Annotated in this window: 27 protein-coding genes; 18 read left to right on the forward strand and 9 right to left on the reverse strand. The window is 70.8% G+C overall.

All coding sequences use genetic code 11. The features are described from left to right. The first annotated feature begins 8 nt into the window (after nt 1–8). The 3 genes from ACFWV3_RS36775 (at nt 9) to ACFWV3_RS36785 (ending at nt 2,136) form a co-directional block, all read left to right on the forward strand. Nucleotides 9–785 (forward strand): helix-turn-helix domain-containing protein, encoded by a 777-nt coding sequence (locus tag ACFWV3_RS36775; RefSeq protein WP_382418460.1) that lies wholly within the window; start codon nt 9–11, stop codon nt 783–785. 20 nt (nt 786–805) lie between these two features. Beyond that, nucleotides 806–1,204, forward strand: a complete 399-nt coding sequence (locus ACFWV3_RS36780) for a VOC family protein (protein ID WP_382418462.1) — start codon at nt 806–808, stop codon at nt 1,202–1,204. A 188-nt stretch (nt 1,205–1,392) separates the two neighbouring features. Beyond that, entirely contained in the window at nt 1,393–2,136 is a 744-nt protein-coding gene (locus tag ACFWV3_RS36785) for a methyltransferase domain-containing protein (protein ID WP_382418464.1), read from the forward strand. Nucleotides 2,137–2,140: 4 nt separating this feature from the next. Here the strand turns inward: ACFWV3_RS36785 and ACFWV3_RS36790 are convergent, their stop codons facing one another. Then, nucleotides 2,141–2,395 carry a hypothetical protein gene (locus ACFWV3_RS36790; protein WP_382418467.1) on the reverse strand — a complete coding sequence of 85 codons (255 nt, stop codon included), beginning with the start codon at nt 2,393–2,395 and terminating at the stop codon, nt 2,141–2,143. A gap of 5 nt (nt 2,396–2,400) precedes the next feature. After that, nucleotides 2,401–4,059: a DEAD/DEAH box helicase gene (locus ACFWV3_RS36795; RefSeq protein ID WP_382418469.1), complete on the reverse strand. Its 1,659-nt coding sequence runs from the start codon at nt 4,057–4,059 to the stop codon at nt 2,401–2,403. 404 nt (nt 4,060–4,463) lie between these two features. On the opposite strand from ACFWV3_RS36795, the gene mhpB reads away from it, so the two are divergent. Then, on the forward strand, nt 4,464–5,321 hold the full coding sequence (gene mhpB, locus ACFWV3_RS36800) for a 3-carboxyethylcatechol 2,3-dioxygenase (protein ID WP_382418471.1): 858 nt from the start codon (nt 4,464–4,466) through the stop codon (nt 5,319–5,321). 69 nt (nt 5,322–5,390) lie between these two features. Here the strand turns inward: mhpB and ACFWV3_RS36805 are convergent, their stop codons facing one another. Then, nucleotides 5,391–5,633: a hypothetical protein gene (locus ACFWV3_RS36805; RefSeq protein WP_382418473.1), complete on the reverse strand. Its 243-nt coding sequence runs from the start codon at nt 5,631–5,633 to the stop codon at nt 5,391–5,393. Continuing rightward, nucleotides 5,615–5,830 carry a zinc finger protein gene (locus tag ACFWV3_RS36810; RefSeq protein WP_382418474.1) on the reverse strand — a complete coding sequence of 72 codons (216 nt, stop codon included), beginning with the start codon at nt 5,828–5,830 and terminating at the stop codon, nt 5,615–5,617. Before ACFWV3_RS36810 ends, ACFWV3_RS36805 begins: the two co-directional genes overlap by 19 nt. 297 nt (nt 5,831–6,127) lie before the next feature. Between ACFWV3_RS36810 and ACFWV3_RS36815 the strand changes: the two genes are divergently transcribed. Beyond that, nucleotides 6,128–6,667 carry a hypothetical protein gene (locus ACFWV3_RS36815; RefSeq protein WP_382418476.1) on the forward strand — a complete coding sequence of 180 codons (540 nt, stop codon included), beginning with the start codon at nt 6,128–6,130 and terminating at the stop codon, nt 6,665–6,667. A 34-nt stretch (nt 6,668–6,701) separates the two neighbouring features. After that, complete coding sequence (locus ACFWV3_RS36820) at nt 6,702–7,559, forward strand: ornithine cyclodeaminase family protein (protein WP_382418478.1); 858 nt, start codon at nt 6,702–6,704, stop codon at nt 7,557–7,559. A gap of 66 nt (nt 7,560–7,625) precedes the next feature. Here the strand turns inward: ACFWV3_RS36820 and ACFWV3_RS36825 are convergent, their stop codons facing one another. Next, nucleotides 7,626–8,843: a family 16 glycosylhydrolase gene (locus tag ACFWV3_RS36825; protein ID WP_382418479.1), complete on the reverse strand. Its 1,218-nt coding sequence runs from the start codon at nt 8,841–8,843 to the stop codon at nt 7,626–7,628. Between the two features lie 272 nt (nt 8,844–9,115). On the opposite strand from ACFWV3_RS36825, the gene ACFWV3_RS36830 reads away from it, so the two are divergent. Continuing rightward, nucleotides 9,116–9,679, forward strand: coding sequence for a TetR/AcrR family transcriptional regulator (locus ACFWV3_RS36830; protein ID WP_382418481.1), 564 nt, complete (start codon nt 9,116–9,118; stop codon nt 9,677–9,679). Further along, entirely contained in the window at nt 9,676–10,239 is a 564-nt protein-coding gene (locus ACFWV3_RS36835) for a hypothetical protein (RefSeq protein WP_382418483.1), read from the forward strand. The genes ACFWV3_RS36830 and ACFWV3_RS36835 overlap by 4 nt, the downstream gene beginning before the upstream one ends. Here ACFWV3_RS36835 and ACFWV3_RS36840 read toward each other — a convergent pair. Together ACFWV3_RS36840 and ACFWV3_RS36845 are read right to left on the reverse strand one after the other, a co-directional pair. Next, nucleotides 10,195–10,617 (reverse strand): nitroreductase family deazaflavin-dependent oxidoreductase, encoded by a 423-nt coding sequence (locus tag ACFWV3_RS36840; RefSeq protein WP_382418485.1) that lies wholly within the window; start codon nt 10,615–10,617, stop codon nt 10,195–10,197. The genes ACFWV3_RS36835 and ACFWV3_RS36840 overlap by 45 nt on opposite strands. Then, nucleotides 10,618–11,379 (reverse strand): LuxR C-terminal-related transcriptional regulator, encoded by a 762-nt coding sequence (locus tag ACFWV3_RS36845; protein WP_382418486.1) that lies wholly within the window; start codon nt 11,377–11,379, stop codon nt 10,618–10,620. It abuts the gene before it with no gap. A 92-nt stretch (nt 11,380–11,471) separates the two neighbouring features. On the opposite strand from ACFWV3_RS36845, the gene ACFWV3_RS36850 reads away from it, so the two are divergent. From ACFWV3_RS36850 to ACFWV3_RS36860, 3 genes are read left to right on the forward strand one after another with little or no spacing between them, the layout of a single operon-like run. Beyond that, nucleotides 11,472–13,136: an AMP-binding protein gene (locus tag ACFWV3_RS36850; protein ID WP_382418488.1), complete on the forward strand. Its 1,665-nt coding sequence runs from the start codon at nt 11,472–11,474 to the stop codon at nt 13,134–13,136. A 33-nt stretch (nt 13,137–13,169) separates the two neighbouring features. Beyond that, nucleotides 13,170–13,985, forward strand: a complete 816-nt coding sequence (locus ACFWV3_RS36855; RefSeq protein ID WP_382418490.1) for an SDR family NAD(P)-dependent oxidoreductase — start codon at nt 13,170–13,172, stop codon at nt 13,983–13,985. Between the two features lie 15 nt (nt 13,986–14,000). Beyond that, entirely contained in the window at nt 14,001–15,170 is a 1,170-nt protein-coding gene (locus ACFWV3_RS36860; RefSeq protein WP_382418492.1) for a hypothetical protein, read from the forward strand. Here ACFWV3_RS36860 and ACFWV3_RS36865 read toward each other — a convergent pair. Further along, entirely contained in the window at nt 15,148–16,011 is an 864-nt protein-coding gene (locus ACFWV3_RS36865) for an AraC family transcriptional regulator N-terminal domain-containing protein (protein WP_382418494.1), read from the reverse strand. The genes ACFWV3_RS36860 and ACFWV3_RS36865 overlap by 23 nt on opposite strands. A 370-nt stretch (nt 16,012–16,381) precedes the next feature. On the opposite strand from ACFWV3_RS36865, the gene ACFWV3_RS36870 reads away from it, so the two are divergent. From ACFWV3_RS36870 to ACFWV3_RS36895, 6 genes are all read left to right on the forward strand, one after another. Further along, complete coding sequence (locus ACFWV3_RS36870) at nt 16,382–17,692, forward strand: LuxR C-terminal-related transcriptional regulator (protein ID WP_382418496.1); 1,311 nt, start codon at nt 16,382–16,384, stop codon at nt 17,690–17,692. Further along, on the forward strand, nt 17,689–18,669 hold the full coding sequence (locus ACFWV3_RS36875; RefSeq protein ID WP_382418498.1) for a hypothetical protein: 981 nt from the start codon (nt 17,689–17,691) through the stop codon (nt 18,667–18,669). The genes ACFWV3_RS36870 and ACFWV3_RS36875 overlap by 4 nt, the downstream gene beginning before the upstream one ends. Then, nucleotides 18,663–18,860 (forward strand): helix-turn-helix transcriptional regulator, encoded by a 198-nt coding sequence (locus ACFWV3_RS36880; protein ID WP_382418500.1) that lies wholly within the window; start codon nt 18,663–18,665, stop codon nt 18,858–18,860. The genes ACFWV3_RS36875 and ACFWV3_RS36880 overlap by 7 nt, the downstream gene beginning before the upstream one ends. Nucleotides 18,861–18,962: 102 nt before the next feature. Continuing rightward, nucleotides 18,963–19,721, forward strand: coding sequence for a thaumatin family protein (locus tag ACFWV3_RS36885; protein WP_382418502.1), 759 nt, complete (start codon nt 18,963–18,965; stop codon nt 19,719–19,721). A 36-nt stretch (nt 19,722–19,757) separates the two neighbouring features. Beyond that, nucleotides 19,758–20,141, forward strand: a complete 384-nt coding sequence (locus ACFWV3_RS36890; protein WP_382418504.1) for a cysteine/serine endopeptidase inhibitor — start codon at nt 19,758–19,760, stop codon at nt 20,139–20,141. A 41-nt stretch (nt 20,142–20,182) separates the two neighbouring features. After that, entirely contained in the window at nt 20,183–20,653 is a 471-nt protein-coding gene (locus ACFWV3_RS36895; protein ID WP_382418506.1) for a CAP domain-containing protein, read from the forward strand. Between the two features lie 67 nt (nt 20,654–20,720). On the opposite strand, the gene ACFWV3_RS36900 is transcribed toward ACFWV3_RS36895, so the two are convergent. Beyond that, nucleotides 20,721–21,449 (reverse strand): glycosyltransferase, encoded by a 729-nt coding sequence (locus ACFWV3_RS36900; RefSeq protein ID WP_382418508.1) that lies wholly within the window; start codon nt 21,447–21,449, stop codon nt 20,721–20,723. 244 nt (nt 21,450–21,693) lie between these two features. Between ACFWV3_RS36900 and paaZ the strand changes: the two genes are divergently transcribed. Continuing rightward, nucleotides 21,694–23,715, forward strand: coding sequence for a phenylacetic acid degradation bifunctional protein PaaZ (paaZ, locus tag ACFWV3_RS36905; protein ID WP_382418510.1), 2,022 nt, complete (start codon nt 21,694–21,696; stop codon nt 23,713–23,715). Nucleotides 23,716–23,811: the final 96 nt, after the last annotated feature.

Here is a 23,811-nt window from a genome sequence, read left to right on the forward strand (position 1 = left end):
TCGAGCTCGTGGACGTCGAGCACGTCGTCGGCCTGCCGCACCCGCGGCTGCGACCGTTCGTGACGCGGTACTCCGGGTATCGGATGCGGACCGAACCCGGCATCCACCGCGGCCTCCCGTCGCGCTCGCTCACCCTCGTCGTGACCCTCGACGGCACCGTCGACCTCGCCGGCGGCCGGTTCGCCGCGCTGTGCGGCGGGCTGCACGACGAGGCCGTGATCATCAGCCACGACGGGTTCCAGCACGGCGTCCAGTGCGACCTCACCCCGCTGGGGGCGCGGGCGTTCTTCGGCGTGCCGGCCGGCGAGCTGTCCGGGGTGTCGGTCGCGCTGGACAGCCTCGACGCACCGGCCGCCGAGCTGCGGGAACGGTTGCGGGAAGCCACCACGTGGACGGACCGGTTCGCGCTCATGGACCTCGTGCTGGGCCGGCTCGTGCGGCCGGTGCGGCAGCAGGTCGAGGTGGCGTGGGCGTGGCAGCGACTCGCTTCCGGCGCTCCGGTGGCCGCGATAGCCGCCGAGGTCGGGTGGTCGCGCCAGCACCTGAGCGCGCGGTTCGCGGCGGAGTACGGCCTCACGCCGAAGGTCGCGGCCAGGGTCATGCGGTTCGAGCGGGCCAACCGGATGCTGCGCGGCGAGCGGCGGCCGACGCTGACCGAGGTGGCCGCCGCCTGCGGCTACACCGACCAGGCGCACTTCAACCGCGACTGGCGCGCGTTGTGCGGGGCGACCCCGACGGAGTGGATGGCGGCCGAGCTTCCATTTCTACAAGGCGGCGAGGGCTGACCGGGCGCATGGTGGGTGCCATGACCACTCCTGCACCGACATGCTGGCCGACACTGTCCTATCAGGACGCCCCCGCGGCGATCCGGTTCCTGGTGGAAGCGTTCGGGTTCAAGGAACATCTCGTCGTTCCCGGCGAGGCCGAGGGCGAGGTCGTCCACTGCGAGATGGTGTGGCCGGAAGGCGGCGGCGTGATGCTGGGCTCCGTCCTGAGGTCGGTCGGCGAGGTCGAGGCGACCAGGGCGGGCGCCGGGGCCGTCTACGTGGTGACCGACCGGCCCGACGAGCTGCACGCGCAGGCGTTGGCCCGTGGTGCCACGGAGATCCGGGGCCTGCGCGACGAGGACTACGGGTCGCGCGGCTTCACCGTCGCCGACCCCGAGGGCAACCGCTGGAGCTTCGGCACCTACCGCGGCGCCTGAGGTCGGCCGAACGGCCGCGCGTTCTTGCGCACTTCGGCGTAACCGCGTGGCAGACCGGTCGTTGTGATCTCCGGCGGCACCTGCCCGACGTGCGCGAGGCGAGTTCTGGACGCGGCGGCTCGCGGGACCGGGCGGGTGCCGCCAAACCCGGTGGCCGGCCGGTCCCGGTTGTGGTGCCATCGGTGCCCATGGGGACTTTCGAGGAGTTGGTGGCCGAGGGGGCCGCGGTGCCGCTGGAGGGCTGGGACTTCTCCTGGTTCGAGGGCAGGGCCACGGAAGAGCGCCCGCCGTGGGGTTACGCGTCGTCGATCGCCGAGCGGCTCGCGGCCGCCGGGTCGGCCCTCGACCTGCAGACCGGTGGGGGAGAGGTGACGGCGACGGCACCGGTCAGGCCACCGGTGCTCGTCGCCACCGAGTCGTGGCCGCCGAACGCGCTGGTGGCCGCGAAGAACCTGCCGGACGCGCTCATCGTGCGGGCTCCGGACGCGGGGCCGCTGCCGGTGCGCGATGCCGCGTTCGACCTGGTGATCAGCCGGCATCCCGTGGTGACGCCGTGGGCCGAGATCGCGCGGGTGCTCAAGCCCGGCGGCACGTACTTCTCGCAGCAGATCGGCGAGGGCACGAACCGCGGGCTCACGGAGTTCATGACGGGGCCGCAGCCGACCGGCGACGCGCGGAGCACGGCTCGGGCGCGGGCGGAGGCCGAGGCGGCCGGGTTGGAGGTGCTCCGGCTGGAACCGGTGGTGCTGAAGGTGGAGTTCTTCGACGTCGGTGCCGTCGTGCACTTCCTGCGCAAGGTGCTCTGGACCGTGCCCGGGTTCACCGTCGACGGCTACCGGGAGCGGCTCCTGGACGTGCACGAGCACATCCAGGAGCACGGGGCGTTCGTCTGCGCCTCGACCCGGTTCCTGGTCGAGGCGCGCAGACCGTGACGGGTCAGGCCTCGTGCCGCCGCCGGGCCAGGATCACCTTGTACAGGTCGACGTCCCGCTGGGTGATCGTCTTCAGCCAGCCCTGCTTGCGCAGGTCCTGCACGTCGTCGACCAGCTGGGTGCCGATCCAGCCCGACTCGGAGGTGTAGCGCTCCTGCACGGTGTGCCCGTCGGGACGCGTCCAGATCCTGGCGATCTCGCGCGCGTCCTCCACGGACTCCTTGTCCTCGGACAGCCAGGCGAAGTACTGGAAGTTCATCGGCGTCAACGCGGCTGACGTTCGCGGCGGATGGTGACGCGCTTGCCCTTGATCGTGGCGTCGCGCAGCTGCTCGATCACGTCGTTCACGGCGGGACCGGGCACCTCGACCAGTGAGAACCGGTCGGCGATCTCGATCGCGCCGATGTCGCGGCCCTTGAGGTTCGTCTCGCCCGTGATGGCGCCGACGATGTCCTGCGGGCGGATGCCGGACGAACGGCCCGCGCCCAGGAACAGCCTCGTCATGCCCTCGGACGGACCGCGGCGCTCGCGGCGGGGACCGGCGGCACCGTCGCGGCGCGGGCGGTCCTCGCGCGGACGCACCTCCGGGATCTCCTCCTCGTCCGCGGCGGCACCGGAGGCCTCGTGGGCGAGCTTCACGGCGGCGAGCGCGATGTCCATGACGTCGAACTCGTCGGCCAGCGTCTCGACGACGACGCGGAAGCGCGACAGGTCGTCCTCCATCAGCGACTCCTGCAGCGACGAGCGGGTCAGCTCCAGCTGCCGGGCGCGCAGGTCGGCGACCGTCGGCACCTTCTCCATCGGGATCTTGGTCTTGGTGACGCGCTCGATCGTCTTGAGCATCGAGTTCTCGCGCGGCTCGACCAGCGTGATCGCGACGCCCTCGCGGCCCGCGCGGCCGACCCGGCCGATGCGGTGCGTGTACGCCTCGGGCGCGGACGGCACGTTGTAGTTGACGACGTGCGTGAGCTGCTCGATGTCGAGACCGCGGGCCGCGACGTCGGTGGCGACCAGCAGGTCGGCGGTGCCGCCGCGCAGGCGCGACATCACCCGGTCGCGCTGCTCCTGGCTGATGCCGCCGTGCAGCGACTCGGCGCGGTAGCCGCGGCCGTTCAGCGTCTCGGTGAGCTGGTCGACCTCGTCACGCGTGCGGCAGAAGACGACGGCGGCGGTCGGCGACTCGACGTCGAGCACGCGGCCGAGCGCGGCCGGCTTGTGCTCGCGGCGCACCAGGTACGCGGTCTGCCGGACGCGCGGCGCCTCGCCGGGTTCGGTCTTCTCGCGCTCGATCTGGATGAGCACGGGGTTGCGCAGGTGGCTCTTGGCCATGCGGTCGATGCGCGGCGGCATCGTGGCCGAGAACAGCACGGTCTGCCGCTCGGCCGGGGTCTCGGTGAGGATCGCGTCGATGTCCTCCGCGAAGCCCATGTCGAGCATCTCGTCGGCCTCGTCGAGCACGACGACCTGCAGGTCGCCGAGCTGCAACGTGCCGCGCTGCAGGTGGTCGATCGCGCGGCCCGGGGTCGCGACCACCACGTCGACGCCGCGGGACAGCTCGCGCAGCTGCCGGCCGATCGGCTGGCCGCCGTAGATGGGCAGCACGCGCGTGCCCATGTGCCGGCCGTAGCGGTGCACGGCCTCGGAGACCTGCACCGCCAGCTCGCGGGTGGGGGCCAGCACGAGCGCGAGGGGTTTCTCGCCCTTGCCGATGCGGTCGGCGATGCGTTCGAGGAGCGGCAGGGCGAACGCCGCCGTCTTGCCCGTGCCCGTGGCGGCCTGCCCGAGCAGGTCGTTGCCCGCGAGCAGCGGGGGGATCGCTTCGCTCTGGATCGGCGTCGGCTCCTCGTAGCCCAGTGTGGTGAGCGCGTTGAGGATGTCGGGCCGCAGCCCCAGGTCGGCGAAACCGTTGTCGGCGGTGGTCATGGCGAACATCTTCCCCCACCGCCTCACATCCCACTCACCCAGACCAGCCCAAACGGCCCCGCGCGGCCCGCCTCGCACGTCCGCGCCGCTCCGCACCCGGCCGATCGCGGATCTGACCAGGCCCGACTCCGATCACGCCTTCCCGGTCCCCGGCGGGGTGTCCGCACACGCACGGCGTGACCCGTGCCACATCGTGTCCATCGGGGACTTCGTACTCGCCTGTCCGGACTCAAATGTCCACAGTGGACTGATTGGCGTCACTGAGATGTCTTGTCCCGAGTTGTCTTGTTCGGACATCGACTACTCCTGGTAAGCGGATTCCAGGAGTCCACTGTGGAGGGTAGACGCGGTGGTGGTCACCGCAAGTGCGCACCTCGTCACCGTGCGGAACCTAGACTGGCCGGGTGAAGAATCGCCTGACGGTCTGCGCCTCGCACCTCATCACCCTGCCCAGCGCACCCCACGGCCCGGTCCGCGCGGCGATCGGCGCGGCACGCGAGGCCGTCACCGCCTTCGACCCCGAACTCGTCGTCTTCTTCGGCACGGACCACCGCCGCGCGTTCCGCGCCGTGGTCCCGACCTTCGCCGTCGTGCTCTCGGCCACCGCGCAGGGCGACGTCGACGGCCCCGTCGGTGCCTACGACGTGCCGTCCGCCACCGCCCGCGACCTGGTGGCCGACCTGGTCGCCCACGACTTCGACGTCGCGACGGCCTTCGACGCCTCCCTGGACCACGCCTTCGGCCACACGGCCCGCGACCTGCTGGGGGCGATCGACGCGAAACCGGTGCTGCCGGTCTTCGTCAACTGCGCCTCGCCACCCCACGCCTCGTTCCGCCGCGCGGCCGCACTGGGCCGCCGGGTGGGGGAGTTCCTCGCGTCCCGGCGCGTGCTCTACGTCGGCTCAGGCGGCTTGGCCCACGACCTGCCGGGCTTCCGCGAGCCCGAGACGGGCGAGGTGCTCACCGAGGCCGAGCGCCAGGCGTGGATCAGGTCGGTCAACGAACGGGCGCGCTCCGAGGGCACGATCCGCTCGCTGGTGCGCGCGTGGGACGAGGAGTTCCTGGCCGGGGTCGCCGGCACGTCGTGGGAGTGGCTCGACTCGATCGGCGACGACCTGGTGTCGCGGGCGGGCAACGGTGCGGCGGAGTGCCTGACCTGGACGGCGGCGTGGGCCGCGGGCGGGGAGGGACTGGTGGCGGTGGCGCACGAGTTCGACACGAACGGGCGAGCGGTGGCGATGTCGGCCGGGAGCGGTGCGTGAAGTTCCGCGGTCGCGTTCCGGGACGTCCGAAGGCTGACCCTCAGACGTCCCGCGACGGGCATAAGTGGCTCACGGCGCCTCCACCGTCGCCAGGCGGTCCGCTTCCGCCAGGTAGAGGCGGCCCAGGTCGACGAGCAACGTTCCGAGCTCCCGGTAGTGCGCCGCGCGTTCCAGATCGGGAATCAGGCCGCACGTGCGCAGCATGTTCTTCGCGAGCACCTCGCCGAACTGTGGATAGGTCTTCACCACCTCACACGAGAGGCGTTGAAGAGAAATGCGGAGCAGGTCCTCCGTCAGGATTTCCGCGGCCATGGCAGGATCCCCTCGCTCTCTCGCCAGATGCCGTCGCAGTCACGGCAGGTCGGCCACACGTTCTTGTCGCGCCACAGGCTGACCAGGTGCGGGACGAACGGCTCGCCTCCGCACAGGGTGGCCACGAGCTGCCCTCCCGGCGGCTCGTCGGGGACGGCGTGGCGTCTGCCCTCATGGGGTGTCCAACGAAACTTCACCGTTTTATTTTGCGGCTTGGAGCTCGGCCAATCCACCGCTTTCGGTCTTGTCGCGGCCTGTTTTCGGGTCGATGAGCGAATGGCTCGGTGTTAGCGCGCGCATATTGCATAAGGCTGGTTGTGCGCGCGTAGTTAAATAACGGCCGTGTGTCTTTATCGGTGTGAGAGAAGTGGTTAACGACCGGGATGGAGGCGGCTGCTCGGGTGACGTCCGTGCACGCCTCACACGAACCGCCTGAGCCGTCCGATGGCCGCGAGTACGTTCGCCCGCAAGGGGTTCGGAGCTTGGGGGAGATCATGCGCGTAGTGGCGATGGCGGCTGTCCTGGTGGTGCTGGCGGGATTCACGGGAACGGCGCACGCGGCGCCGAACCGCGACGGTGACGGGTACGAGGGCAACTACGGGGAGCGGTGGGTCGGCACCTCCGGCACGTCCGCGATCGGCGGGGTGGCGACGGGCGGGGTCGAGACCGACGGGGTCAACGCGTTCCGGGGGACGAACAACGGCTGGCTCTACGCGGCGGGCGGGTGGTCCGCGCAGGCCCGCCAGTTCGACGTCGGCGGGTGGGCGGGGCGCACGAACTGCGAGGCGCGGTTCATGGCGAAGCCGCGGGACTTCGACCAGCAGGTCACCCTGCAGGTCTGGAACCCGGAGGGCTGGACGCAGGTCTCGAACGGCGGCGGCATCCTGCCGGCGGACCAGTACACGCAGCTCAAGTCGTGGCCGTTCGACATGAGCGGAGCGCACTGGGTGTACGTGCAGGCCGTCATCGGGGCCGGCAGCCCGAACCAGGGCAGGGCCGTGCGGCTCGACGAGTTCGAGCTGGAGTGCTTCTGACCCGGCCGGGTGACGGGTCGTTACCATCCGAACCATGACCATGCCCGCAGCGATCGATGCCGTCAGGGAAGCGTTCGTCGGGCTCACGGCGGGCGAGTTCGACCTGCCGCCGCGGCACGCCTTCAGCGACAGCCGGTCCCTCGTCATGGCGGTGCACCACCGGCCGACCGGGTCGACGGCGGTCAAGGTGATCAGCATCGAGGTCGAGCGGGACCCCGTCATCGCGGGCACGGTCGTGTTCTCGCACCCGGACGGGCAGTTCGTCACGGACGCCGTGCCGCTGACGACGCTGCGGACCGGTGCCGTCGTCGGGGTGGCCACGGACCTGCTGGCCGAGGAGGACGCCTCGCACCTCGCGCTGCTCGGGGCCGGGGCCCAGGCGGCGGACCAGGTGCGGGCGGTGCACGCGGTGCGGCCGTTGAAGAAGCTCGTGGTGTTCAACCGCAACGCGAAGAAGGCCGAGGCGTTGCTGGAGGACCTGAAGGACGAGCTGCCGGACACGGTGATGGACGTCGCGGCGAGCGCGGAGGACGCCGTCGAGAGTGCTGACGTCGTGTGTTGCGCGACGGCCTCGACGGTGCCGTTGTTCGCGTGCGACGCCCTCAAGGAACGGGTGCACGTCAACGCGATCGGGTCCTACCGGCCGGTGATGCGCGAGCTGCCGCAGGAGCTGCTGGCGACCGCGGAGGTCGTGGTGGTGGACCAGGTCGAGGCCGCGCTCAGCGAGGCCGGCGAGATCATCCGGGCGGTGAACTCCGGGGTGCTGCGGCTCGAGGCGCTGGTCGAGCTCGGCGCGGCGCTGGGGAACCCGCCGCTGCGGCAGGGGCGGACGGTGTTCAAGTCCGTGGGCGTCGCCGTGCAGGACTGGGCGGTCGCCCGGCTCCTGGCATGAGAGAGCGCCGGCCGCGAACCAGGAGTTCGCGACCGGCGCCCGGCCGGTCAGGTCACGCGTGACCCGTCAGACCCGCCACTTCTGGCTGGAGACGCCGAGGCACTCCCAGATGTGGGTCTTCGTGCCGTCCGCCGAGGAACCTCCCACGGTGTCCAGGCACTTGTTCGCGTTCGGGTTCACTATGTCCTGCGCACCGGTCACGACCCATTGCTGGGCACCTGTCCCGTTGCAGTCCCACAGTTGCACCACCGTGCCGTTCGCCGTGCCACTGCCGCTCACGTCGAGGCACTTGCCCAGCGCGCGGATGGTCCCGTCACCGGGACGGCTCCACTTCTGGGCGGTGTTGCCGTTGCAGCCGACGACCTGCACGGGCGTGCCGTTGGCGGTGTTCGCCCACGCCACGTCGAGGCACTTGTCGCCGATGCCGCGGATCTCCGAACCACTCCCGCTCGGGGTGTCGTTCGAGACGCGGACCCAGTCGATCACCAGCTGCTGCGGGAACGTCGTGCTGGAGTTCGGGTAGCCCGGCCACTCACCACCGACCGCGAGGTTGAGGATGATGAAGAAGGGCTTGTTGAACACCCACGGGTTGCCGTTGACGTCCGTCGGCGTGTTGCGGGCGTAGACGTTGCCGTCCACCGACCACGTGATCTCGCCCGGCTTCCAGTCAACCGCGAAGTTGTGGAACCCGTCCGAGAAGTTCGGGCCGTTGTAGGCGTGGGACTTGCCGCCCGAACCGGAGTAACCCGGGCCGTGGATCGTGCCGTACACGGTGTTCGTCTGGTGTCCCAGGAACTCCATGATGTCGATCTCGCCGGATCCCGGCCACGGGTTGCCGCTGTTGATGTCGGCACCCAGCATCCAGAACGCGGGCCAGATCCCCTGGCCGCGCGGCATCTTCATCCGCGCTTCGAACCGGCCGTACGTCTGGGTGAACTTGCCCGCGGTGTTGATGCGGGCAGAGGTGTACTCACACCGGCCGTACCAGCACTGGTAGTTGCCGGGGTTCTCGCGCTTGGCGGTGATGACCAGGTTGCCCTGGCCGTCGTGCACCGCGTTCGAGGTGCCCGCCTGGTACCACTGCGACTCTCGGTTGTTGCCGTTGTTGTTCCCGACTTCCATTTGCCACTTGCTGCCGTCGACACCGGTGCCGGCGGGAGCGTTGAACTCGTCGGCCCAGGTCACCGCCGCGTTGGCAGGGGGAGCTTGGCTGGTGGTGGCAACGGTGATCCCCGCGGCCACCATGAAGGCGGCGGCGAGGCCCGTCCCGATGCGTCGAAGCATCGAACCGACCTTTCCGGGTGTTTAGTTGTTGCGCCCAGTGGTTCAGAAGTGTTGCCACGACGTGACCCACGGTCAACTTGTAAACCTTTTCATCTTTTTGTCATGTGAGAGCGCTCTCAAGTGATCTAGCTCTTGACCAGCGACTTCTACCGCGAGTGTGACCAATTGGGGTCGAAAGAGGGGTGTAAGAGGTTCAGACCACCACTCGCGGCCCAGGCGACGGTGAAGGGACTGCCTTGACGTGTTGAGCTAATAGCTTTAGCTTTTCGGCTATGGCTGTTCGCCCACGTCTCACCACCGACAAGGTCGTCGACGCCGCGCTCGACCTGCTCGACGAGCACGGCCTCGACGGGGTCACGCTCGCCGCCGTCGCCGCGCGGACCGGTGTCGCCACGCCCTCGCTGTACAAGCATGTCGCGAGTCTCGCCGAGCTGCGCGGCCACCTCGGCGTGCGCGTCACCGAGCAGATGACCGACCGGTTCACCGAGGCGGTGCTGGGACTGTCCGGCGACGACGCGGTCAGGGCGTTGATGCACGCCTACCGCGCGTACGTCACGGAGTACCCGAAGCGGTACGCGGCCGCGCCGATGGACCCGCTGCACGACGACCTGCAGCGCGCCGCGGGGATGAAGCTCATGGAGGTCCTGTTCGCGGCGTTGCGCGGCTACGGGCTCGAGGGCTCGGAGGCGGTGCATGCCACGCGACGACTCCGGGTGCTCGCCCACGGCTTCGCGTCGATCGAGTCCAGCGGCGGCTTCGGCCTGCCCGAGGACCTCGACGAGACCTACGACCAGCTGATCCGGATGTATCTCGACGATCTCAGGGGGAAACCGTGAAGTGGACGCTCACCGCCGCCGGGCTGCTGTTCCTGCTCTACCCCGCGGTCAGACCGTGGGAGGACGAGACGACCGCGGCCGGCGCCGCGGCCGCGATGGGGTCGCAGGCGTGGGTGCTGGCGCACCTGTTCGCGATGATCGGCTTCATCCTGGTGCCGATCGCGCTGCTGGAGGTCCACCGCACGGCCGCGATCACGTTCTGGGTCGGCGCCGGGCTCACGCTGCCGTACTACGGCGCCGAGGACTTCGGGCTGCACGAGCTCGCCGGGCAGCCGAACCTCCTCGCACTGGCCGAGGCCGTGCGCTACAACCCGTTCGCCATCACGACCTTCGGCGCCGGGCTCGTCACGATGGGCGTCGCCGCGGTCATGGTCGCGCTGAAGCTGAGGACCGTGCCGTCCATCGTGTTCGCGGCCGGGTTCGCGTTGTTCCTGCCGCAGTTCTTCACGCCGCCCGCCGCACGGATCGCGCACGGCGTGCTGATGGTCGTCGGCTGCGTGTGGCTGGCTTGGGACTCAGCGCGCAGTGAGGCGGAAGACCCGCAGCTCGCGGCCGCCTGACCGTTCGACGTAGTCCTGGAACGCGGGCCAGGCCGCCACCATCGTGGTCCAGGCGGCCTCCCGCTCGGCCCCTTCGAGCAACGTCGCGCGCACGTCCCGCACGTCACCGCGCACGTTCACCCGGATGTCCGGGTTCTTGAGGATGTTCGCGGTCCAGGCGGGATGCCGCGGCTTGCCCCAGTTGGACCCGACCACGAGCATCGACTCGCCGTCGGCCACGTACTGGACCTGGTTCTCCCGCTGCTCACCGGACCTCGCGCCGGTGGTGATCAGCGTCAGGCCGGTCTGCCCGCTGAACCCCACGAGCCCGAGCCTGCCACCGGTCAGCTTGTACAACAGGCGATCCGTGCCGGTCACGGCCTTCTGCTGCCACGACATTCAGAGCGCTCCCGTCGACCTCGCCGCGTGGACGGCGGCGGTTCTGTTGTGCACCCCCAGCTTGCGCATCGCGCCGCGGAGGTAGGCCTTGACGGTTTCGGTGCTCAACCCGAGCTCGGCGGCGATCTCCCGGTTGGACGCACCGACCGCGGCCAGCCGGAGCGTATCGAGTTCCCGCGGCGTCAGTCCCGTGGGGACGGCGACGAGCGCCTCGCCCCCGAGGTCCTGGTGCACCTTGCGCAGTCGTTCGCGCAGCACGGGGTCGCGGACGAGCTTGGCGACCTCCGAGAGCTCGCGGAGTGCGGCCTGCGTGTGAAGAGAAGGCATGTCCAGGTCCCCTGCCAAGCCCTGCGCGATGGCACCGGCCGTTCTGATGGCCCGGTCGCCGACGGTCGTCTGTCCGCGCACGGCTCCGTAGAGGACGCCGTGCACCGTGCCGCGCACCGTCACCGGGTAGGCGAACACCGAGGTCAGTCGTTCGTTCACGACCACCATCTGGTCGAACTCGTGGGTGATCGCGCGGGTGGAGGCGTAGTCGTTGACGCGCACCGCCGTGCCCATCGCGATCGCGGTGCCGCCCAGGCCGCGGCCGGTGCCGATGCGCAGCCCGTGCAACGAGGTGCCGTGCGTGCCGGAGAAGCTGCTCAGCACGAGGTCCCTGCCCGGCGTGACGGCACCGCCGAACACGACGGGCAACCCGGTGGCCCGGCGCAGCATGTCCAGGCGGTGCGGGAGCAGCGCGTGGAAACGTTCTGGCAACACGCCCGCAGTCTCACCCACACCCGCACCCTCGAAAAGGGGTACACCCCCGGACGGGGGTATACCGATCGCCCCGCCCTCCTCACCCTCGGGGAATGTCCAGTCACGACACCTACCGCGCGGCCCGCGACCTGATGCTCACCGAGCCGGAGGAGTTCGCCTGGCCGGACTTCGGGGACGACAGCTTCAACTGGGCGCACGACTGGTTCGACGTCATCGCGCGGGGCAACGACACCACGGCGCTGCACCTCGTCGAGGAGGACGGCTCCGGGCGCGCGTACACGTTCGACGAGGTGCGCCGGCGGTCGAACCGCGTCGCGCACTGGCTCGCGTCGCACGGCGTCGGCAGGGGCGACAGCGTGATGATCATGCTCGGCAACCAGGCCGAGCTGTGGGAGTCGATGCTCGCCGTGATGAAGCTCGGCGCGGTGATCATGCCGACCACCACCGCGCTCGGCCGTGCCGACCTCGCCGACCGGCTGCACCGCGGGTCCGTGCGGCACGTCATCGCCCGCGCGCAGGACGCGGACAAGTTCGAGAGCGGCCCCGTGCTGATCGCGGTCGGCGGCACGGCGGACGGCTGGCTGGACTACACCGACGCCGCCGAGGCCCCGGACGACCCGCTGCCGCACCCGGAGACGAAGGCCGGCGACCGGCTGCTGCTGTACTTCACCTCCGGCACCACCAGCCGCCCGAAGCTCGTCGAGCACACCCAGGTCTCGTACCCGGTCGGCCACGTCACGACCATGCGCTGGATCGGCGTGCGGCCCGGCGACGTGCACCTCAACATCAGCTCGCCCGGCTGGGCCAAGCACGCGTGGAGCTGCTTCTTCGCGCCGTGGATCGCCGAAGCGACGATCTTCGTCTACAACTACGCCCGCTTCGACGCGGCCGCGCTGCTCGGCCAGATCCGCGACAAGGCCGTCACGACGTTCTGCGCGCCGCCGACCGTGTGGCGGATGCTGATCAAGGCGGACCTCAGCGGAGGGCCGGGGACGTTGCGCGAGGTCGTGGCGGCCGGCGAGCCCCTCAACCCCGAGGTCGTCGACCAGGTCCGGCAGCACTGGGGCCTCACGCTGCGGGACGGCTTCGGCCAGACCGAGACCACGCTGTCGGTCGGCAACGTGCCCGGCGCCGAGGTGAAGCTCGGTTCGATGGGCACCCCGCTGCCGGGTGTGCCGGTCGTGCTCGTCGACCCGGTCACCGGCGAGCGGGCAGAAGAGGGCGAGATCTGCGTCGACCTCGGGCAGCGGCCGATGTCGTTGATGGTCGGTTACTTCGGCGACGAGGAGCGCAACGCCGAGGCGATGGCCGGCGGCTACTACCACACGGGCGACATCGCGAGCCGCGACCAGGACGGCTATCTCTTCTACATCGGGCGCACCGACGACGTGTTCAAGGCGTCGGACTACAAGATCTCGCCGTTCGAGCTGGAGAGCGTGCTGATCGAGCACCCGGCGGTCACCGAGGCCGCGGTCGTGCCGTCGCCGGACCCGCTGCGGCTCGCGGTGCCCAAGGCGTACGTGGCGCTGAGCGCGGGCTGGGCGCCGGACCGCGAGACGGCGCTGCAGATCCTGCGGTACGCCCGCGAGAACCTGGCGCCGTTCCAGCGGATCCGGCGGCTCGAGTTCTACGAGCTGCCCAAGACCGTGTCCGGCAAGATCCGCCGCGTCGACCTGCGCACCCGTGAGGAAGAAGGTGTCGAACGGCCACAGGAGTGGCGGGACGACCAGTTCCCGGAGCTGCGAGGCTTAACGTGAGGTGCCGCCGTCGACGACGACAGGGAGCACCTCATGCTGCGCAGGATCGCCGGACGTCCGGCCGTGATCACCGGAGCCGCGTCGGGAATCGGCCGCAGCCTCGCGCGGCGGCTGTCGCGGCACGGGTCGCCGGTGGCCATCGCCGACGTCGACGCGGCGGGACTGGCGGAGACGGCGGAGTCGTTGGAGGGCCCGGTGCTGAGCCGGGTTCTCGACGTGCGCGACGCCGAGGACGTGCGGCGGTTCGCTGATGAGACGCGGGACTGGTCGTCGCTGCCGTTGGCCGCCGTGTTCAACAACGCGGGCGTCGCCACGCACGCGACGGTGCTCAGGTCCGTGCCGGAGGACGACTCCTGGCTCTTCGACATCAACTACTGGGGTGTCGTCAACGGCACGCGGGCGTTCCTGCCGCACCTCGTCGAACGGAACTACGGCGTCGTCGTGAACACGTCGAGCGTGTACGGGCTCGTCGGCATGCCGAAGCAGAGCGCCTACTGCGCCGCGAAGTTCGCCGTTCGCGGCTTCACCGACTCGCTGCGCCAGGAGCTGCGCGGCACCGGCGTCTCGGCGGTGACCGTGCACCCCGGCGGCATCAAGACCAACATCGTGCGCAACGGCCGCTTCCACCCCGAGCAGGACGAACGGGGGCGGTCACGGGACCAGATAGCGGCCGACTTCGACCGGATCGCCCCGACCACGCCGGACAGGGCGGCCGAGATCATCCACCGCGGCGTCGAACGGGGGAGGGCGCGGATCCTCGTCGGGCCGGACGCCTACGTGTTCGACGCGCTCGCCCGGATCGCGCCGACGCACTGCTTCAGCGTGATGGCACGGTTGCTGCGCGAGTGAGGCATGATCCACGCCATGGCTTCCGAGGCGGTGGTGCGCCGGACCGAGCAGTGGTTCGTGCGCCAGGGCGCGCCCACCATGATCGAGGGCTACGGCTTCCGGTCCCACGTGCTGCCGCGGATGATGCCCGCACTGGCGTTCGTCGCCGTCGGCAGCCTCGCGTGGCTGGTGCTGCAGCAGTCCGCCGGGGTGTCGCGGTGGGTGCTGCTCGGGCTGATCGTCGCGGTGATGGTGGCGGCGTGGGTGCTGCTGTCGGTGTTCGTCCGGCGGATGCCGAACTTCTCGCCGCGCACGACCGTGCTGGTACTGGTCGCCTACGCCGCGATGCCGGTGATCACGCCGTTGGTGCAGTACGCGATCGACAGCAAGGTCACCGCGCCGGCGGCGGAGGAGCAGCCCGACTCCGTGTGGGGCGCGCTGGCGCTGTTCGTCCTCTTCTTCGGGCTCGCGTTCCTGGCGACGATGCTCGCCACCACCTACGGGCTGGGGTCGTTGACCCGCGGGGCCATCCGGCACGTGATCGCGGACCTGCGCAACAGCATGCAGCTGCTCGGCCGCGCGCTGCCGCCGATGCTCTTCGTGACGCTGTTCCTGTTCTTCACCGGGGAGCTGTGGCAGGCGATGAACCAGCTGCGGTGGCCGCGGGTGAGCCTCGTCGTGCTGCTGTTCGCCTCGATCACCGTGCTGGCCGCGGCTGCCCGGCTGCGCGACGAGATCGGGCGCGTCGAGCAGGACCTGCGGCCGGAGATCCTCAAGGGTGCCTGCGAGGGCACGCCGTTGTCCGATGTGGACATACCGGAGCCGTTGCCGGCCAAGCGGCTGAACGGCCAGCAGCTGCGCAACCTGCTGGTGATGCTCGCCATCCGCCAGCTCGTGCAGGCCGCGGTGGTCGGCCTCGCGCTGTTCGCGTTCTTCGTGCTGCTCGGCCTGATCGTCGTCACGCCCGCGATCGCCGAGCAGTGGATCGGGGCGCCGGCGGTGGAGTCGCTGATCCCGGGCGTGCCGTCGGCGATGCTGCGCAACGCGACGCTGTTCGCCGCGTTCGGCAGCATGTACTTCTCGGTGATCTCGATGAGCGACGCCGAGCACCGGCGGCAGTTCTTCGCGCCCGTGCTGGAGAAGGTCGAACGGACGCTGGAGGTCCGCGCGGTCTACCTGAACGTCAGAGAGCAGGCTCGGGCCTGAGCATCGCGTCCCTGCTCGGCGGCGTGCCGAACTGGCGGCGGTACTCGCGGCTGAACTGCGACGGGCTGTCGTAGCCCACGCGGCGGCTGACGCTCGTGACGTCCCTGGTGGTCGCCAGCAGCAACCGGGCCTCCTGCAGGCGGATCTGCTTCTGGAACTGGATCGGGCTCATCGCCGTGACGGCCTGGAAGTGGCGGTAGAACGCCGACTCGCTCATGCCCGCGATCCGCGCGACGTTCTCCACCTTGAACGACTCGGCGAAGTTCTCCCTGATCCACCGCACCGCCCTGGCGACGTGGCTGAGGCTGCTGTCCTGCGCGCCGAGCTGGCGGACGACCGCGCCCTGGTCGCCGGTCATCACCCGCCACAGGATCTCCTGCTTGACCAGCGGTGCCAGCGCGCGGGCGTCACGCGGCCGGTCGAGCAGGCGCGCGAGCCGGGTGACGGCGTCGAGCAGCTCCGGGGTGGCGTCGCTGACGGCCAGGCCCTCCGGCGTGCCCGCCGCCTGCGGGAGGTCGTGGCCCAGCAGCAGCTCGGCGACCTCGCGCGGCCGCAGGACCAGGCCGAGGCCGAGCGCGGGTGCGGACGGGCTGATGTCCACGTAGTTGCCGGTGATCGGCATGTCGATCGACGCGACCAGGTACTGGCCGGCGCGGTAGTCGTAGACGCGGTCGCCCAGCGCGATGCGTTTGCGGCCCTGGGCGACGAACGCGAGGATCGTGCCGGTCATCGCCGGTGCCGGTGGACCGCCGACCGAGGTCTTGGAGACCAGGACGTCGGGGATCGACGTGGTCAGACCGGGGTGGGCGTGCTTGGCGATCAGCGCGCGTAGTTCGTCCACGTCGTCGATCGTGCTCGCTGGTGGGACGATCGGGCAAGTACGTCGGTGACCGGACGCACGGCTGTCCGCCAGGCCGCTCCTGTGTCCGGTGGACGACAGAACAAGACATTTGTTTGACGTGGCCGTAATGCGCGTGCTTGCCCGACATTGCTCGCCGGAATCCGCTCGTCCGGTGGTGAAGAAACAAAGTTCCCGGTTCACGCGGCCATCGTTTCCCGGTATGGTCCAGACCAAGTGGGAGTCCAGTTGAGACGGTTGCCGGGACGTGAGCAGGCCTCTGTACTGGCACAACGCCGAGCCGTAGTAGTGCGGCGTATCAATTGGTGGATTCCCATTCCGGTGTGATTTGAGCGGGAAGGGCATCGTCGAAGTGGCGGACGACAACGTGCTCGGCGACGTTCGGCGCGCCCGGATCGAATTGATCCGCAATGGACGGTGGAAAGAGGCGGACCTGCTCGCGGGGGAGGCGGTGGCCCGCGCGCTGAAAGGCGGGGGAGCGGAGCTGGAACCGGCCGATCTCGCCTACGTGCCGGGCTGCCCGGAGACGGCGGGACGGGGCCTGCCGGACGCGCGGGAGTGCGTGTTCCGGGCCGTGCAGGCGACGAACCGCGGTGCAGGCCGGGCCGAGGCCGTGGCCGCCGCACGGCGCGTGCTGGTGGAGAAGGTGGACGCCGGCACGTTCTGGCAGGCGGTGACGGTCCTGGTGCACGCGGGCGAGCTCGCGCAGGCGCACCGGCACTGGACCTGCTCCGCCCACAAGCACGGCAAGGACGTCCACGACCTGCTCGGCGGCCGGATCATGCTGCTGCGCGGCGACCCGAGGGCGGCGGTGCGGCTGCTCGACGCCGCGCTGGGCAGGGACGTCCGGCCGCGGGGCGTCGCGGTCGCGTGGCTGGTGCTCGCGCTCGTCGAGGCCGGTGAGCTGGTCCGGGCACGGGCCGTGGCGCAGGCCGGACGCGGGGACGGCGACCGCCAGGACAGCGCAGAGCTGCGGTTCGCCCGCGGTCGGCTGCTGCTCGCGGAGGGGCAGACCGCCGCGGCACTGGAGGAGCTCCTCGACTGCGGCCGGCTGCTCGCCGCCCGGGGTGTCGTCAACCCGGCCGTGCTGCCGTGGCGGTCGTCGGCCGCGCTCGCCGCCGCCGCGGGGGGAGACCTGGTGCTCGCCCGGATCTGCGCCGACAAGGACCTCGTGGCGGCACGGCGGTGGGGCGCGCCGAGGGAGATCGGACTCGCCCTGCACGCCTCGGCGCTGGCACGTGGGGGCGACGACGTCCTCCTCGAAGAGGCGGTCACCTTCCTGGGCAGGGTGTCGACGGCCGACGAGGCCCTGCGCGCCCGGCACGACCTGGCGCAGCTCCTGCTCGCCCGCGGGGAGGTCGACCGCGCCCGTGCGCACGTCCGCTGCCTGCGCGAGGAGGCGGCGAGCGCCTGCTGCCCGCAGTGGAGCGGGGCGGCGGACGAGCTGACGCACCGCTTGCTGCGCAACGACGGCGAGTCCGCGCTGAGCGGCCAGCAACGCCGGATCGCCCTGCTGGCGAGGGCCGGGAGGTCGAACCGCGAGATCGCCGCCGAGCTGGGCCTGACGCTGCGCACCGTCGAGTTCCACCTGACCGCCGTCTACCGCAAGATGGGGGTGGCGGGCCGGCCGGGGCTGCGCCGGGCGTTCGTCCCGACGGCGTGAACGGACCGGGTCCGGGTCACGAGTGCCCCGCGTCGACCGCCGCCGCGTTGCTCGTCGCGGGCGAGAGCTGGACGGACGCCGTCGAGTCGGCGGAGCAGGCGCTCGCGGACCCTGCCTGCCGCAAGACCCCTTCGTGCGTGTCGCGCGCCTTGGCGACGCTGGTCTGCGCCGGAGAGCTCGTGGCCGCGGACGCGCACAGTCTCGCTCTGCTAGAAGACAGGTCCGACGACCGAGTCGTGGAGATCGCGCTGCTCGCGAGGGCGTGCGTCGCCCTGCGCACCGGCGACCTCGCGAGGTGCGCCGCGCTGCTCGATGGGTTGCGGCACGACGGCGTCACGGCCGAGATCCGCCCGGTCGTGCTGCTCTGGACGGTGGAGGACCTGGTGGCGCGAGGCGAGCCGCGTGGCGCCGAAACGGTGCTGCTCGCCCACGACGGCGATCGTTCCCACCCGCTGCTGCTCGCGGCCTCGGCGGTGGTGGAGATGGCGTTGGGTCGGCCGCGCGACGCTCTGAAGGCACATCTCGCGTGTGGCCGGGCGTTGACGTCCTTCGGTGTCCTCAACCCCGCCGTCCTGCCGTGGCGGCACCGGGCGTTCCAAGCCGCGTCCGCGTGCGGTGACAACGATGACGCGGCGCGTCTCGCGGGGGAGGAGCACGCCGCGGCGGCCCGTTGGGGCGAACCGCGGGCGCTCGGCCTCAGCCTGTCGGCGGTCGCGCGGGCGGGTGCGCCGGACGGCGAGGACCTCGTGGCCTACGAGCGTTCGGTCCGGTTGCTGAGATGGCGCAGGCCAGGCTGGAACTGGCGGAGGTCCTGTGCGACTACGGCGATCGTCTCGCCGTGCACGGCAAACACCTGGCAGCGCGGGAGATCTACGCACGGGCACGGGCGACCGCCCTCGACATCGGCGCCACCGTGCTCGTGCGGCGCGCGGATGAGAGCGGTTCCACACCGACCCGCGACGCCGGGCCCGTGCTGACGCCCGCGGAGGCCGAGGTCGCCAGGCTCGTGCGCACCGGCTTGGGGAACAAGGAGATCGCGACGCGGCTCGCGATGGCGACCAGGACCGTCGAGCTGCACCTCACCAGGGTCTACCGCAAGCTCGGGCTGTCCGGCCGGCGGGAGCTGCGGGGCACGCGGTGGTTCCCGGTGCCGGAGGACCTCCGCTAGAAAGTTTGCGGTCTCACCGTGAAGCGTCGACCGACTCCGCTGCGTGACGGTGGGGCTGATGCCGGTGCGTCCGGCACCGGTCTCGCAGGAGGGAGCCCGCAGATGCCCACCAGACCACTCGGCCGTTGGGTCACCGCTCTGTTCGCGCTCGCGTTCGCCCTCGCCGGCGTCACCGCACCGGTGGCGAGCGCGGCGATCGACCACAAGGTCACCTTCGTCAACCGCACCGGCCAGACGATCTGGGTCGGCGCCACCGTCAACGCGGACGGCTCGCGGGCCCTGACCGGCCTGCCGACGATCGCCAACGGCGGGTCCGCGACCATCACGATCCCCGAGACCTCCTCGCCGGGCCACTGGCGCGGCAAGTTCTTCGCGAGGACCGGCTGCACCGGCACGTCCGGCCAGAACTTCCGCTGCGCCGTCGGCGACTGCGGCGTCTACGCCGACCGCTGCGTCCTCGGCGACCAGCCGGCGAGCCTCGCGGAGTTCAACTTCGACTCCCGCGACAGCCTCGCCCCCTGGTACAACGTCAGCTACGTCAACGCGTTCTCGGTGCCGGTGCAGATCACCCCGGTCAACGCGGTCGTCCCACCCGGTTCCACGTCCTGCTCCACGGCCGGGTGCACCGAGAACCTGTTGCCCTACTGCAACCCCGCCTACGTCAAGTACGGCTCCAGCGGGCAGCGCATCAACTGCGTCAACCCGAACCGCGACGCGCAGACCGACTACAGCACCACCATCAAGTCCCGCTGCCCCAAGGCCTACGCGTGGTCCAAACAGGACACCGAGCCCGGCAACCAGACCGTGTTCCAGTGCGCCGACTGCACCGGCTTCACCGTCACCTTCAGCTCCGTCGCCTGACCCCGACTCTCAAACCCCTGCCTTGAGAGGAAGACCATGAAGCGCACAGCCAGAGCCGCAGGTGCCCTCGTCTCCGCCGCGGCCCTCTCGTTCCTGTTCTCCGGCACGGCCTCCGCCGTCAGCGGCACCGCCAGCTACTACAACGACGCCGGCTACGGCGCGTGCGGCACCCAGATCAACGCGGCAACGCAACTGCTCGTCGCGGCGCCCGCCGGCCTGTGGACGTCGCCCAACCCGAACAACGACCCGTTGTGCCGCAAGTCGATCCGCGTCACGCACAACGGCCGCACCATCACCGTGCCGATCAAGGACAAGTGCCCGAGCTGTCCGACCAACAAGATCGACCTCAGCCAGCCGGCGTTCTCCCAGCTGGCCAACACGTCCGTCGGAATCATCAACGTGACCTGGGAGATCGTCTGATCTCCCGCGCCACCCGATCCCTGCAGCCAGAAGGAACAACGATGTTCGCGCTCCGCACGACCCTGCTCGCCGCCGCGACCCTGTCGGTGGCCGCCGTACTCGCACCCCCTGCCACGGCGGCCACCGTCCAGGAGGACGTCATCGCCCTCACCAACGCCGAACGGGCCAAGGCGGGCTGTCCCGCCCTGCTCTCGAACTCGGCGCTGGGCACGGCGGCCCAACGCCACTCGGAGGACATGGCCGCACGCAACTTCTTCAGCCACAACGGATCCGACGGCAGCAGCTTCGTCGTGAGGATGGAACGGGCGGGCTACACCCGCTGGACCAGGGCCGCGGAGAACATCGCGGCCGGCCAGCAGACCGCCGCGGACGTCGTGCGCACGTGGATGAACAGCGCGGGCCACCGCGCCAACATCCTGAACTGCGCGTTGAAGGACATCGGCGTCGGCCACCAGTACCGGCAGGGCACCACCTACGGCCACTACTGGACGCAGGACTTCGGAACGCGCTGACCCCGGTGTGGAGCGGCGCGGCTGACAACGCTGTCAGCCGCGCCGTTCGCTGTTCAGGCGGTCCGGCTCAGGCGAGGCCGGTGAGGTCCACGCCGTGGCGTTCGAGCACGCGGCGCAGTTCGGCGTCGGGCTCGTGCACGACCCGGCGGTAGACCGGCGGCCGCGTCGGGTGCAGGTCGCGCAGGTCGTGGTCGGCGTCCCAGCCCAGCCAGACGTCCTCGTACCAGTTGGGGACGATCTCGTGGGCGTGCCCGAACAGCCGCAGCTTGTCCCGCACCTCGGCGTCCGTGCGCACGTACGACAGGTGCCGCAGCCAGATGTCGGTGAAGTGCGGCTCGGCGTCGACGAACCGCCGGTCGAGGAACCGCGCGCCCCGGCGGACCACGACGGGCGCCGTCAGGTCCTCCGGCGGGTCGACGCGGTGCTCGATCGTCTTCCAGTACGTCCGCAGCCGCGCGGAGATCGCCTGGTGCTCGTCCTGCTCGCAGAGCCGCACGAGGGCGTGGAGGTCGGGGTCGAGCAGGATCTCGTCGGTGTCGAGGCAGAACACCCAGTCGCAGTCGGCCAGCGCGTCGAGGCCCGCGTTGCGCGTCTCCTGCTCGCTCGCCCACGCCGCCTCGACCACCTCGATCCGCGGGTCGAGCGGCGGGACCGGGGTGAGCTCGGCCGGGGCGCCGGACAGCGAGCGGGTGCCGCGCAGCACCAGCACCCGGTCGGCGACCTGGAGCAGCTGGCCGGCGACGGCGGGCAGGAACCGCCACTCGTTGAGGACCGGGATGGCGGCGCCGAGCTTCATGGTGATCACCGTAGTGGTGTGGCTCGGAACGGTGCCGGGGGAATTCGCGGTCAGACGGGCGCATCGTGGTGCCGCCCCCACATCCTCGTACTGGTGGTACGGGGGTGTGGGGGCGGTGCCGCGAGGTGTCCTGCTGAGCGTGGATTACCTCGCCGACGTTCCGAGACGCGCCACTGGCCACTGCTACCGTGCGGGAACGAGGTCGGCGCGGACCCGCCGGCCCAGCACGGGAAGGGTTGGCTCGATGAGCTTGCTGCGCAGCTACGTGTCGGGTGGATGGCACACGCCGTCGGTGGAGGGCGCGCCGTTGCACGACGCCGTCACCGGTGAGGAGATCGCCCGGATCTCGTCCGCGGGCGTCGACATGGGCGCGGCGCTGCGGCACGGGCGCGAGGTCGGCGGGCCCGCGTTGCGCGAGCTCACGTTCCACCAGCGGGCGCAGCTGCTGAAGGCACTCGGCCTGCACCTCAAGGAGCACAAGGCCGAGCTGTACGCGCTGTCCGCGCGCACCGGCGCGACCAGGTCCGACTCGTGGATCGACATCGACGGCGGCTTCGGCGTGCTGCTCGGGTACGCGTCCAAGGCCAAGCGCGAGCTGCCGAACGACAAGGTGTTCGTCGACGGCGCGATGGAGCCCCTCGGCCGCGGCGGCACGTTCGTCGGCCAGCACATCTGCACGCCGTTGCAGGGTGTCGCGGTGCAGATCAACGCCTTCAACTTCCCCATGTGGGGGCCGCTCGAGAAGTTCGCGCCCGCGTTCATCGCCGGGGTGCCGTCGCTGATCAAGCCCGCGTCCCAGACCGCGTACGTCACCGAGAAGATGGTCGAGCTGATGCTCGCGTCCGGCCTGCTGCCGGAGGGGTCGCTGCAGCTGGTCTGCGGGTCGGCCGGCGACCTGCTCGACCACCTGACGCCGCAGGACCTCGTCGGGTTCACCGGGTCCGCGTCGACCGCCCAGCACCTGCGCACGCACCAGGCCGTGATCCGGTCGTCGGTGCGGTTCAACGCCGAGGCCGACTCGCTGAACTGCTCGATCCTCGGTCCGGACGCCACTCCCGGCACGCCGGAGTTCGACCTGTTCGTCGGGCAGCTGGTGGCCGAGATGACGACCAAGGCCGGCCAGAAGTGCACCGCCATCCGGCGCGCGCTCGTGCCCGCGTCGCTGATCGGCGAGGTGGCCGAGGCGACGTCCGCGAAGCTCGCCGAGGTCGTCATCGGCAACCCCGCCGACCGGTCCGTGAAGATGGGCGCGCTGGCCGGTCTGGAACAGCGCGAGGAGGTCCTCCGGTCGCTGAAGGCGTTGCAGGAGAGCGCATCCGTGGTCTACGGCGACGGCGCGCTGTCCCTTGTGGACGCCGACGCCGAGCGCGGCGCGTTCATGTCACCGATGCTGCTGCGCGCGGCCGCCGACGCCGTGCAGCCGCACGAGGTCGAGGCGTTCGGGCCGGTGTCGACGCTCATGCCGTACGACTCGGTGTCCGACGCCGTGGCGCTGGCCGCCCGCGGGTCCGGCTCGCTCGTCGGGTCGATCGTCTCCGCGGACACGGACTTCGTGCGCGACGTCGTGATCGGCGTCGCGCCGTGGCACGGCCGGTTGCTGGTGCTGGACCGCGAGGACGCCGGCGAGTCGACCGGTCACGGGTCGCCGCTGCCGATGCTGGTGCACGGCGGTCCCGGCCGCGCCGGTGGCGGCGAGGAGATGGGCGGCATGCGCGGCGTGCTGCACCACATGCAGCGCACAGCCGTGCAGGGAAGCCCGAAGGCGTTGTCCGCCATCACGAACCGCTGGGTCACGGGAGCGCCTCGGCGGGAGGCGGACGTGCACCCGTTCCGCAAGACGCTGGCCGAGCTGCGGCTGGGCGACACGGTCGTGGCGGGCCCGCGCGAGGTGACGCTGGAGGACATCGAGCACTTCGCCTCGTTCACCGGTGACACGTTCTACGCGCACATGGATGAGGAGGCCGCCGCCGCGAACCCGTTCTTCGGCGGCCGGGTCGCGCACGGCTACCTCGTGGTGTCGTTCGCCGCCGGCCTGTTCGTCTCGCCGGAACCCGGTCCGGTGCTCGCGAACTACGGGCTGGAGAACCTGCGGTTCGTCACGCCGACGTTCCCCGGCGACCAGCTGACGGTGACGTTGACGGTCAAGCAGATCACGCCGCGCGAGGACCAGGACTACGGCGAGGTGCGCTGGGACGCCGACGTGGCGAACCAGAAGGGCGAGTCGGTGGCCCGCTACGACGTGCTGACGCTGGTGGCCAAGGGCTAGCTGTACTGCCCCGCGAGGTTGCGAACGGTCCGACACGTGATCGGATGATCTTGGAATGAGGGAGGGCCTCCGGGTTCGGTGTGGATTGCGACATCT

Origin of the sequence: Lentzea sp. NPDC059081 (genome assembly GCF_042738015.1) — a bacterium.
Classification (GTDB): Bacteria; Actinomycetota; Actinomycetes; order Mycobacteriales; family Pseudonocardiaceae; genus Lentzea.

What these genes read in the sequence shown, in the direction of transcription:
- ACFWV3_RS36795 (WP_382418469.1), bottom strand. Translation starts at nt 4,059, where the DNA reads ATGACCACCGCCGACAACGGTTTCGCCGACCTGGGGCTGCGGCCCGAC.
- ACFWV3_RS36830 (WP_382418481.1), top strand. Translation starts at nt 9,116, where the DNA reads ATGGCTGTTCGCCCACGTCTCACCACCGACAAGGTCGTCGACGCCGCG.
- ACFWV3_RS36895 (WP_382418506.1), top strand. Translation starts at nt 20,183, where the DNA reads ATGTTCGCGCTCCGCACGACCCTGCTCGCCGCCGCGACCCTGTCGGTG.
- ACFWV3_RS36840 (WP_382418485.1), bottom strand. Translation starts at nt 10,617, where the DNA reads ATGTCGTGGCAGCAGAAGGCCGTGACCGGCACGGATCGCCTGTTGTAC.
- ACFWV3_RS36885 (WP_382418502.1), top strand. Translation starts at nt 18,963, where the DNA reads ATGCCCACCAGACCACTCGGCCGTTGGGTCACCGCTCTGTTCGCGCTC.
- ACFWV3_RS36780 (WP_382418462.1), top strand. Translation starts at nt 806, where the DNA reads ATGACCACTCCTGCACCGACATGCTGGCCGACACTGTCCTATCAGGAC.
- ACFWV3_RS36825 (WP_382418479.1), bottom strand. Translation starts at nt 8,843, where the DNA reads ATGCTTCGACGCATCGGGACGGGCCTCGCCGCCGCCTTCATGGTGGCC.
- ACFWV3_RS36855 (WP_382418490.1), top strand. Translation starts at nt 13,170, where the DNA reads ATGCTGCGCAGGATCGCCGGACGTCCGGCCGTGATCACCGGAGCCGCG.
- ACFWV3_RS36805 (WP_382418473.1), bottom strand. Translation starts at nt 5,633, where the DNA reads ATGGCCGCGGAAATCCTGACGGAGGACCTGCTCCGCATTTCTCTTCAA.
- ACFWV3_RS36815 (WP_382418476.1), top strand. Translation starts at nt 6,128, where the DNA reads ATGCGCGTAGTGGCGATGGCGGCTGTCCTGGTGGTGCTGGCGGGATTC.
- ACFWV3_RS36820 (WP_382418478.1), top strand. Translation starts at nt 6,702, where the DNA reads ATGACCATGCCCGCAGCGATCGATGCCGTCAGGGAAGCGTTCGTCGGG.
- ACFWV3_RS36790 (WP_382418467.1), bottom strand. Translation starts at nt 2,395, where the DNA reads ATGAACTTCCAGTACTTCGCCTGGCTGTCCGAGGACAAGGAGTCCGTG.
- ACFWV3_RS36890 (WP_382418504.1), top strand. Translation starts at nt 19,758, where the DNA reads ATGAAGCGCACAGCCAGAGCCGCAGGTGCCCTCGTCTCCGCCGCGGCC.
- ACFWV3_RS36850 (WP_382418488.1), top strand. Translation starts at nt 11,472, where the DNA reads ATGTCCAGTCACGACACCTACCGCGCGGCCCGCGACCTGATGCTCACC.
- paaZ (WP_382418510.1), top strand. Translation starts at nt 21,694, where the DNA reads ATGAGCTTGCTGCGCAGCTACGTGTCGGGTGGATGGCACACGCCGTCG.
- ACFWV3_RS36860 (WP_382418492.1), top strand. Translation starts at nt 14,001, where the DNA reads ATGGCTTCCGAGGCGGTGGTGCGCCGGACCGAGCAGTGGTTCGTGCGC.
- ACFWV3_RS36785 (WP_382418464.1), top strand. Translation starts at nt 1,393, where the DNA reads ATGGGGACTTTCGAGGAGTTGGTGGCCGAGGGGGCCGCGGTGCCGCTG.
- ACFWV3_RS36900 (WP_382418508.1), bottom strand. Translation starts at nt 21,449, where the DNA reads ATGAAGCTCGGCGCCGCCATCCCGGTCCTCAACGAGTGGCGGTTCCTG.